At 74.0% G+C, this 9,847-nt stretch carries 8 protein-coding genes, 1 pseudogene and 2 riboswitches; of the genes and pseudogenes, 7 read left to right on the forward strand and 2 right to left on the reverse strand.

Annotated features, from left to right (window positions below; translation table 11 throughout):
• The 6 genes and pseudogenes from ABT014_RS34175 to ABT014_RS34200 form a co-directional block, all read left to right on the forward strand.
• A pseudogene (locus tag ABT014_RS34175) lies at positions 1-105 on the forward strand (response regulator); the annotation flags it as partial.
• 84 nt (positions 106-189) lie between these two features.
• Positions 190-372, forward strand: a riboswitch (cobalamin riboswitch).
• A 203-nt stretch (positions 373-575) separates the two neighbouring features.
• Positions 576-2,075, forward strand: coding sequence for a CoA-acylating methylmalonate-semialdehyde dehydrogenase (locus ABT014_RS34180; protein WP_350643702.1), 1,500 nt, complete (start codon positions 576-578; stop codon positions 2,073-2,075).
• Positions 2,072-3,235, forward strand: coding sequence for an acyl-CoA dehydrogenase family protein (locus tag ABT014_RS34185; RefSeq protein WP_350643704.1), 1,164 nt, complete (start codon positions 2,072-2,074; stop codon positions 3,233-3,235). Before ABT014_RS34180 ends, ABT014_RS34185 begins: the two co-directional genes overlap by 4 nt.
• The gene (locus tag ABT014_RS34190; protein WP_350643706.1) at positions 3,235-4,308 is read left to right on the forward strand and encodes an enoyl-CoA hydratase/isomerase family protein; all 1,074 of its coding nucleotides are present in this window, start codon (positions 3,235-3,237) and stop codon (positions 4,306-4,308) included. The genes ABT014_RS34185 and ABT014_RS34190 overlap by 1 nt, the downstream gene beginning before the upstream one ends.
• Positions 4,305-5,201, forward strand: a complete 897-nt coding sequence (mmsB, locus tag ABT014_RS34195) for a 3-hydroxyisobutyrate dehydrogenase (protein ID WP_350643708.1) — start codon at positions 4,305-4,307, stop codon at positions 5,199-5,201. The genes ABT014_RS34190 and mmsB overlap by 4 nt, the downstream gene beginning before the upstream one ends.
• On the forward strand, positions 5,198-5,974 hold the full coding sequence (locus tag ABT014_RS34200; RefSeq protein WP_350643710.1) for an enoyl-CoA hydratase: 777 nt from the start codon (positions 5,198-5,200) through the stop codon (positions 5,972-5,974). The genes mmsB and ABT014_RS34200 overlap by 4 nt, the downstream gene beginning before the upstream one ends.
• A 37-nt stretch (positions 5,975-6,011) precedes the next feature.
• Here ABT014_RS34200 and ABT014_RS34205 read toward each other — a convergent pair whose 3' ends face one another.
• A complete protein-coding gene (locus ABT014_RS34205) occupies positions 6,012-6,203 on the reverse strand; it encodes a hypothetical protein (RefSeq protein WP_350643712.1) in 192 nt (63 codons plus the stop codon).
• 107 nt (positions 6,204-6,310) lie between these two features.
• Positions 6,311-6,528, forward strand: a riboswitch (cobalamin riboswitch).
• A 152-nt stretch (positions 6,529-6,680) separates the two neighbouring features.
• Between ABT014_RS34205 and metE the strand changes: the two genes are divergently transcribed.
• The gene (metE, locus tag ABT014_RS34210; protein WP_350643714.1) at positions 6,681-8,996 is read left to right on the forward strand and encodes a 5-methyltetrahydropteroyltriglutamate--homocysteine S-methyltransferase; all 2,316 of its coding nucleotides are present in this window, start codon (positions 6,681-6,683) and stop codon (positions 8,994-8,996) included.
• An 86-nt stretch (positions 8,997-9,082) separates the two neighbouring features.
• On the opposite strand, the gene ABT014_RS34215 is transcribed toward metE, so the two are convergent.
• Positions 9,083-9,418 carry a hypothetical protein gene (locus tag ABT014_RS34215; RefSeq protein WP_350643716.1) on the reverse strand — a complete coding sequence of 112 codons (336 nt, stop codon included), beginning with the start codon at positions 9,416-9,418 and terminating at the stop codon, positions 9,083-9,085.
• Between the last annotated feature and the right edge of the window lie 429 nt (positions 9,419-9,847).

Raw genomic sequence — 9,847 nt, forward strand, 5'->3', positions numbered from 1 at the left:
AACGCGTACGTGACCAAGCCCGTCAACCTCGACGAGTTCGAGAAGGCCGTGCAGACCATCGACGCCTTCTACCTGGACACCGCCACCCGCCCGCCGCGCGGCTGACGCCCGGCCGTTCCCAGGGGGTGGGGGAGGCTCGTCCGCGGCCCGCCGGGTCGATGCGGGCGAGCCTCTGGACTTACTAGGACGTCCAACTATATGGTCGGTGGCAGGTCCGCGGTGTCAGGGAAGCCGGTGCAATTCCGGCACGGTCCCGCCACTGTGACCGGGGAGTCCGTCCTTGTGGACGACGGCCACTGGCAGCCAGCCGGGAAGGCCTGGGACGGGCGTCGATCCGGGAGTCAGGATACCGGCCGCGGGTGGTCCGTGTTTTCCACGAGGATGGAGACGACACGCATGACTCCGGGCTGCTCCCGCTCCACCGCCCCGCGCCCTGCCGTGCCGATCGTCCGGGTGCGCACCCGCCCCTGACGATCTCGTGAACCGCCGCCCGCCGTCGGCGCGCACGACCGTGCGCCGGCACCGGGCGGTGCCCTCCATTCCTCCTCTCCCCACCCTGATGAGAGAAGGAACCGATGGTCCGTGAACTGACGCACTTCATCGCCGGCAAGCACACCGCCGGCACCTCCGGCCGCTACGGCGACGTCTTCGACCCCAACACCGGCCGCGTCCAGGCCCGGGTGCCGCTGGCCTCCCGTGCCGAGGTCGAGACCGCGATCGCCGACGCCGCCCAGGCCCAGCCCGAGTGGGCCGCCTGGAACCCGCAGCGCCGCGCCCGGGTGCTGCTGCGCTTCCTCCAACTGGTCGAGCCGCGGCGCGAGGAGATCGCCCGGCTGCTCGCCGCCGAGCACGGCAAGACCGTCGCCGACGCCCACGGCGACCTCCAGCGCGGGCTGGAGGTGGTGGAGTTCGCCGCCGGCATCCCGCACCTGCTCAAGGGCGAGTTCACCGACAACGCCGGGAGCGGCATCGACGTGTACTCGATGCGCCAGCCGCTCGGCGTGGTCGCCGGCATCACCCCGTTCAACTTCCCCGCGATGATCCCGCTCTGGAAGGCCGCACCGGCGCTGGCCTGCGGGAACGCCTTCATCCTCAAGCCGTCCGAGCGCGACCCCTCGGTGCCGCTGCGGCTGGCCGAACTGTTCCTGGAGGCGGGCCTGCCGCCCGGCGTGCTCAACGTGGTCAACGGCGACAAGGAAGCCGTCGACACCCTGCTGGAGGACCCGCGGGTGGAGGCGCTCGGCTTCGTCGGCTCCACCCCGATCGCCCAGTACGTCTACGCCACCGCAGCCGCCCACGGGAAGCGGGCGCAGTGCTTCGGCGGCGCCAAGAACCACATGATCATCATGCCGGACGCCGACCTCGACCAGGTCGCCGACGCCCTGGTCGGCGCCGGTTACGGCTCGGCCGGTGAGCGCTGCATGGCGATCTCGGTGGCCGTCCCGGTCGGCGAGCGGACCGCGGACGCCCTGGTCGCCAAGCTGGTCGAGCGGATCGCGGCACTCAAGGTCGGCCGTTCCGACGACCCGGACGCCGACTTCGGCCCGCTGGTCGGCCGCGACGCCGTGGACCGGGTCCGCGGCTATCTGGACCTCGGCGTCCAGGAGGGCGCCGAACTCGTCGTCGACGGACGGGACTTCCGACTCGAAGGCCACGAGGACGGGTTCTTCCTCGGCGCCTCGCTGTTCGACCGGGTCACCCCGCAGATGCGCATCCACCGCGAGGAGATCTTCGGCCCGGTGCTCTGCGTCGTGCGCGCCGCCGACTACGAGGAGGCGCTGCGCCTGCCCAGCGAGCACGAGTTCGGCAACGGCGTGGCCATCTTCACCCGGGACGGCGACACCGCCCGGGACTTCACCCGCCGGGTGAACACCGGCATGGTCGGCGTCAACGTGCCGATCCCGGTGCCGATCGCCTACCACACCTTCGGCGGCTGGAAGCGCTCCGGCTTCGGTGACCTGGGCCAGCACGGCCCGGACTCGATCCGCTTCTACACCCGCACCCGCACGGTCACCTCGCGCTGGCCCTCCGGGGTCAAGGAGGGCGCGAGCTTCACCATCCCGACGATGGGATGAGCACCGTGAGCACCATGAGCACCGGCGAACTGACGCAGGAACAGGATGCCATCGCCGAGGCGGTCGGCGCCTTCGCCGCCGAACACCTGGCGCCGCACGCCGTGGCGTGGGACCGGGCCAAGCACTTCCCGGTGGACGTGCTGCGCAAGGCCGCCGGCCTCGGCCTGGCCGGGATCTACGTCCGCGAGGACGCCGGCGGCTCCGAACTCACCCGGCTGGACGGGGTGGTGGCCTTCGAGGCGCTGGCCGCCGGCTGCCCGTCCATCGCCGCCTACCTGTCCATCCACAACATGGTCGCCTGGATGATCGACCGCTACGGCACCGAGGCCCAGCGCTCCCGCTGGCTGCCCGGACTCTGTGCGGCCGAGCACCTCGGCAGCTACTGCCTGACCGAGCCCGGCGCGGGCTCCGACGCCGCCGCGCTCGTCACCCGCGCCGTGCGCGACGGCGGCCACTGGACCCTGCACGGGGTCAAGCAGTTCATCTCCGGCGCCGGCACCTCGCAGGTCTACCTGGTGATGGCCCGCACCGGCGGACCCGGGCCCGGCGGCGTCTCCGCGTTCCTGGTGGACCGCGACGACCCGGGACTGTCCTTCGGCCCGAACGAGCACAAGATGGGCTGGAACGCCCAGCCGACCCGCCAGGTGCTGCTGGACGGCGTCCGGCTGCCCGCCGACCGCCTGCTCGGCGCGGAGGGCGAGGGCTTCCGGATCGCGATGGCCGGCCTCAACGGCGGCCGGATCGGGATCGCCGCCTGCTCCCTCGGCGGCGCCCGGGTCGCCCTGGAGCGCGCGACGGCCTACCTCGCCGACCGCGAGGCGTTCGGGACCAGACTGCTGCACGCCCAGGCCCTGCAGTTCCGGCTCGCCGACATGGCCACCGAGCTGGAGGCCGCCCGTTCCCTGGTCCGGCGGGCCGCCGCCGCCATGGATCGCGGCGACCCCAGGGCCCCCGAGCTGTGCGCGATGGCCAAGCGCTACGCCACCGACGTCGGCTTCGACGTCGCCAACCAGGCGCTCCAACTGCACGGCGGCTACGGCTACCTGGCCGAGTACGGCATCGAGAAGATCGTCCGCGACCTGCGGGTGCACCAGATCCTGGAAGGGACCAACGAGATCATGCGCGTCATCGTCGCCCGCGGCCTGACCGGAGCCGCCTGATGACCGGGACCGAACCCGACGAGGTCCTCGTCCGCACGGCCGGCCGCGCCGGCCTGATCGTCCTCAACCGCCCCGCCGCCCTGAACGCCCTCACCCACGGCATGGTGGCGCGGATCCACCAGGCCCTCGACGGGTGGGAGCAGGACGAGCGGGTCGAGACCGTCGTCGTCACCGGAGCGGGGGAGCGGGCCTTCTGCGCCGGCGGTGACATCGTGGCCATCCACCGCGCCGCCACCGGCGGCGACCCGGGCGCCGTCGAGGAGTTCTGGCGCGCGGAGTACCGGCTCAACGCCAGGATCGCCCGCTACCCCAAGCCCTACGTCGCGGTGATGAGCGGCATCGTGATGGGCGGCGGGGTCGGCGTCTCGGCACACGGCAGCGTCCGGATCGTCACCGGGACCACCCGGGTCGCCATGCCGGAGGCCGGCATCGGCTTCGTCCCCGACGTCGGCGGCACCTACCTGCTCGCCCTCGCCCCCGGCGAGCTGGGCACCCACCTCGCCCTGACCGCGGGCTCCGCCGGCGCCGCCGACGCGATGACCTGCGGGCTCGCCGACCACTTCGTCCCCGCCGAGCAGCTGCCCGCGCTGCTCGACGAGCTCACCGCCCGGCCCGTCCACGACGTCCTCGAACGGTACGTCGCACCCGCCCCGCCCGGCCGGCTGGCGGCGCAGCGCGGCTGGATCGACGTCTGCTACGCCGCCGACACCGTCGAGGAGATCCTCGACCGCCTGCTGGGCAGCGGCGAACCCGAGGCGAAGCAGGCCGCCGACCGGATCACCGCCAACTCGCCGAGCGCCGTGAAGGCGACGCTCGCCGCGCTGCGCCGGGCCCGCGAACTCGGCCCGCTGGAAGCGGTGCTGGACCAGGAGTACCGCACCTCCTGCGCGGCGCTCGCCACCGCGGACCTGGCCGAGGGGATCCGGGCCCAGGTGATCGACAAGGACCGCACACCGCACTGGCACCCGGCCACCCTGGACGCCGTCGCGCCCGCCGCCGTGGACCGCTACTTCACCCCGCTCGGCGAGCGGGAACTCGGCCTCGCCACCACCACACCCCTGGAGCGCTGGTGACCCGTCACATCGGATTCGTCGGACTCGGCAACATGGGCGGTCCGATGGCCGCCAACCTCGTCAAGGCCGGGTACCGGGTCAGCGGCTTCGACCTGGCCCCGCAGGCGCTCCGGCAGGCCGAGGCCGCCGGGGTGCAGGCGGCCGGCTCGGGCGCCGAAGCGGCCCGCGAGGCCGACCTGGTCATCACCATGCTGCCCGCCGGCCGGCACGTGCTGGCCGCCTACGCGGAGCTGCTGCCCGCCGCCCGGTCCGGCACGTACTTCGTCGACTGCTCCACCATCGACGTCGCGGACGCCCGCGCGGCCCACGACCTGGCCACGGCCGCCGGCCACCGGGCGGTGGACGCGCCGGTCTCCGGCGGGGTCGCCGGGGCGAGCGCCGCGAGCCTCACCTTCATGACGGGCGCCGCGCAGCCCGACTTCGACGCCGTCCGGCCGGTGCTGGAGGCGATGGGCCGCAAGGTCGTGCACTGCGGCCCGTCCGGCGCCGGCCAGGCCGCGAAGATCTGCAACAACATGATCCTCGGGATCTCGATGATCGCCGTCGGCGAGGCCTTCGTGCTCGGCGAGAGCCTCGGCCTCAGCCACCAGGCGCTGTTCGACGTGGCCTCGACCGCCTCCGGCCAGTGCTGGGCGCTCACCAGCAACTGCCCCGTCCCCGGGCCCGTTCCGGCCAGCCCCGCCAACCGCGGGTACGCCGCCGGGTTCGCCGCGGCCCTGATGGCCAAGGACCTCGGCCTCGCCGCCGGGGCCGCCGAGGCCGCCGGACTGCCGACCGAACTCGGGCGCAGGGCCGCGCAGTTGTACGCCTCCTTCGCGGCGGGCGAGGGCGCAGGCCTGGACTTCTCGGCGATCATCACCACGCTGAAGGCCGAGAAGGAGGACGCCGAGTGACCGGCTACGAGACCATCCTGGTCGACCGCAAGGGCCGGGTCGGGCTGATCACGCTCGACCGGCCGAAGGCGCTCAACGCGCTGAACACCCAGCTGATGAACGAAGTGGTCGTGGCGGCAACGGAGTTCGACCGCGACCCGGTGATCGGCTGCCTCGTCGTCACCGGCTCGGAGAAGGCCTTCGCGGCCGGCGCCGACATCAAGGAGATGCAGTCGCTCGACTTCGTCGACGCCTACCTCGGTGACTGGTTCGCCGCCTGGGACCGCTTCGGCGCGCTGCGCAAGCCGGTGATCGCCGCGGTCGCGGGCTACGCGCTGGGCGGGGGCTGCGAGTTGGCGATGCTGTGCGACATCCTGCTGGCCGCCGACACCGCGAGGTTCGGGCAGCCGGAGATCAAGCTCGGGGTGATCCCCGGGATCGGCGGCTCGCAGCGGCTGACCAGGGCGGTCGGCAAGGCCAAGGCCATGGAGCTGTGCCTGACCGGCCGGATGATGGGCGCCGAGGAGGCCGAGCGGGCCGGCCTGGTCTCCCGGATCGTCCCGGCCGACCGGCTGCTGGCGGAGGCGATGGCGGTGGCGGAGACGGTCGCCGCGATGTCCGCACCGGCCGCCGTGATGATGAAGGAGAGCGTCGACCGCGCCTTCGAGACCACCCTCGCCGAGGGTGTCCGGTTCGAACGCCGGCTCTTCCACGCCACGTTCGCCACCGCCGACCAGAAGGAGGGCATGGCCGCCTTCGCCGAGAAGCGGCCGCCGGAGTTCACCCACCGCTGATCGGCCGCTCCTCGGTAGGGCCCGTGCGCCCCGGGCCCTACCGCCCGGGGCGCACCCGCTGCGCCTCGTCCGCCGTCACCGGTGCACCGGCCCGCACACCGTGCAGGACGTGCGCCAGCACCTCGGCCCCGCGGACCACCCGCGGGCCGCGGCGGCCGATCAGGGCCGGGCCCGGACCGAGCACGGTGACCAGGTCGGTCGCGGCGGGCAGGAGCGAGACGATCCGCATGGTCCGAGCCTACGGATTCGCCGCGCGGGCCGGGCCGGAACGCGCCGCCCGGTCTCACTCCGTGGACGCACCGGCGGGCGATGCTGCCCGGGCCGGGGGTTTGGCCCTAGGCTGGCACCGCAGCTGGTTCGCCCCGTCCGCCAGGCGGGGTGTCGTAAGAGGGAACCCGGTGGGAATCCGGGACTGCCCCGCAGCGGTGAGTGGGAACGACCGCCGTCAAACGCACTGGGCCCGTGGGTCCGGGAAGCGACGGCCAGTAGGTGTCCGCCCTGGACGGGTGGACGTGCCCGCGAGTCCGAAGACCTGCCACTGCCCGTGCGCGACCATCGTGCGCGGACCTCCGGTGACCTCGTGGGCGGGTCGGCGTGCACACCTGGCGGAGCCGCACCCTGCGGGCGTCCGTCCGGTTGGTCGCACCTTCGCGCTCTCGTCCCGTCACCGGGTACTCGAGGAGCAAGACTCGCGAAGGAGAGTCCCTTGACAGCGAAGTCCGCAGCCGCGGCGACCCGGTCCACCACCTACGGCCACCCCCGCCAGGGGCAGGGCCGTGAACTCAAGAAGGCCGTCGAGGGGTACTGGAAGGGCGCCGTCACCGCCGACGCGCTCCTGGCCACCGCCGCCGACCTGCGCCGGGACAACTGGCGGCAGCTCGCCGAAGCCGGCGTCACCGAAGTGCCCACCGGCGACTTCTCGCTCTACGACCACGTGCTGGACACCACCGTCGCCGTCGGCGCGATCCCGGCGCGGCACCGCGCCGCCGTCGACGCCGATCCGCTGGACGGCTACTTCGCCATGGCACGCGGCACCCAGGACGTCGCGCCGCTGGAGATGACCAAGTGGTTCGACACCAACTACCACTACCTGGTCCCCGAACTCGGCCCCGACACCGCGTTCACCGCCGACCCCGCCAAGGCGGTCGGCGAGCTCCGCGAGGCCCTCGCGGCGGGCCACGACGCCCGCCCGGTGCTGGTCGGACCGGTCACCTACCTGCTGCTCGCCAAGCCCGCGCCCGGCGTCGCCGAGGACTTCCAGCCGATCACCCTGCTGGACCGGCTGCTGCCGGTCTACGCCGAGCTGCTGGCCGACCTGCGCGCCGCCGGCGCCGAGTGGGTGCAGCTGGACGAGCCCGCGCTGGTGCAGGACCGCACGCCCGCCGAGCTGAACGCCGCCGCCCGCGCCTACCGCGAGCTCGGCGCCCGCACCGACCGCCCCAAGCTGCTGGTCGCGAGCTACTTCGACCGGCTCGGCGAGGCGCTCCCGGTCCTCGCCAAGGCCCCGATCGACGGCCTGGCCCTCGACTTCACCGGGCCGGCCGCCGCCAACCTGGACGCGCTCGCCGCCGTCGGCGGGCTGCCCGGCAAGCGCCTGATCGCCGGCGTGGTCGACGGCCGCAACATCTGGATCAACGACCTGGAGAAGTCGCTGGCCACCCTGGCGACCCTGCTGGGCCTGGCCGACCGGGTCGACGTCGCACCGTCCTGCTCCCTGCTGCACGTCCCGCTCGACGCCGACGCCGAACGCGACCTCGACCCGCAGATCGCCCGCTGGCTGGCCTTCGCCAAGCAGAAGGCGCAGGAGGTCGCCCTGCTGGCCCGCGGGCTGCGCGAGGGCACCGGCGCGATCACCGCCGAACTCGCCGCCAACCGGGCCGACCTGGCCTCCCGCGCCACCTCGCCGATCACCCGCGACCCGGCCGTCCGTGCCCGGACCGCCGCCGTCACCGAGGCCGACGCCCGCCGCGCCCAGGCCTACCCCGAACGGTCCGAGGCCCAGCGCGCCCGGCTCGGCCTGCCGCTGCTGCCGACCACCACCATCGGCTCCTTCCCGCAGACCACCGAACTGCGCACCGCCCGCGCCGACCTCACCGCCGGCCGGATCGACGCCGCCGCCTACCGCGAACGCATCGAGGCCGAGGTGCGCGAGGTCGTCGCGTTCCAGGAGAAGGCCGGCCTGGACGTCCTGGTTCACGGCGAGCCCGAACGGAACGACATGGTCCAGTACTTCGCCGAGCAGCTCACCGGCTACCTCGCCACCCGGCACGGCTGGGTGCAGTCCTACGGCACCCGGTACGTCCGCCCGCCGGTGCTGGCCGGCGACATCTCCCGCCCGCACCCGATGACGGTCGACTGGTACCGCTACGCCCAGGACCTGACCGACCGTCCGGTCAAGGGCATGCTCACCGGCCCGGTCACCATGCTCGCCTGGTCCTTCGTCCGCGACGACCAGCCGCTCGCCGAGACCGCCCGGCAGGTCGCCCTCGCCCTGCGCGACGAGGTCACCGACCTGGAGGCGGCCGGCGCCGCCGTCGTCCAGGTCGACGAACCGGCGCTGCGCGAGACCCTGCCGCTGCGCGCCGCCGACCGCCCGGTCTACCTGGACTGGGCCACCGAGTCCTTCCGCCTGGCCACGTCGGCGGTCCGGGCGGACACTCAGATCCACACCCACATGTGCTACGCCGAGTTCGGCGCGATCATGACCGCGATCGACGAGCTGGACGCGGACGTGATCTCGCTGGAGGCCACCCGCTCGCACATGCAGGTCGCCGGCGAGCTCGCCGAGGCCGGCTACCCGCGCGAGGTCGGGCCCGGCGTGTGGGACATCCACTCGCCGCGGGTGCCGAGCACCGACGAGGCGGTGGAACTGCTGCGGGCCGGCCTCGCCGCGATCCCGGCCGAGCGGCTGTGGGTCAACCCCGACTGCGGCCTGAAGACCCGCGGCTGGGCCGAGACCCGGGCCTCGCTCGACAGCCTGGTCGGCGCCGCCCGCCGGCTCCGCGAGGAACTCGCCGGCTGACCTCCGCCGCACGGGGGCGGGCGCAGCCGATCGGCTGCGCCCGCCCGAACCGCGGCCGGCCCACGGCTCCACGGCGGCGCCCGCGATCACGCGGGCGCCGCCAGCGCGTCCCGCTGCAGCTGCACCGCGGCCAGCAGGCTCAGCGCCGGCTCCGCCTGCCGCAGCGCCTTCACCGCGGCGACCGAGTCGAGGTCACCCGCGAAGCCGACGGCGGCCAGCCGCGAGCGGGCCCAGTCGGCGCGCACCTGAACCTCGGTGGCGGCCGCGGTGGCCTCGACCACCGCGAGCGCCCGCTCCAGCCCCGGCCGCTCCGCGGCCGGCGCACCCTCCAGCGCCCGCGCCAGGGCCGCCGCGACCACGTCCGCGTCACGGATGGACAGGACGGCGCTGTGCTTGCTGCTCAATCCCAGGAAACCGGTCATACCGGCCATCGTGCTGGCCACCTCGTTCGTACGACAAGGGATTTGAGCAACCGCAGAGGAAGCCCGGTCGGTCGCGGCCGGCCCCCGCCACGCAGACGCCGACAGAAAAGTTCGCCGCCGACCCGTCCGGGCCGTCCCCGGCTTCGAATCAAGGGTGGCCGGGCCGTTCCGCCGGCCCCCGCACCGAGCTGTGAGAGGCCGCAGCGATGGCACCTCCCCACCCGACCCCCGCCCTACGCGCCGTGCCCGGGTCGCCGGCCCGGGTGGAACGGACCGCCGCGACACCGTGAACGCGATCCGGCCGTCCTTCGGGCCACCGCCCCAGGGCTACGAACTCCAGGAGCTCGTGGCCAAGGTCGCCGTGGGCGACCACGACGCCTACCGCACGCTGTACCGGGCGGTGGTCGGCCCGGTCTTCGGGATCGTCCG

This window comes from Kitasatospora sp. NPDC094015 (genome assembly GCF_040304075.1).
Classification (GTDB): Bacteria; Actinomycetota; Actinomycetes; order Streptomycetales; family Streptomycetaceae; genus Kitasatospora.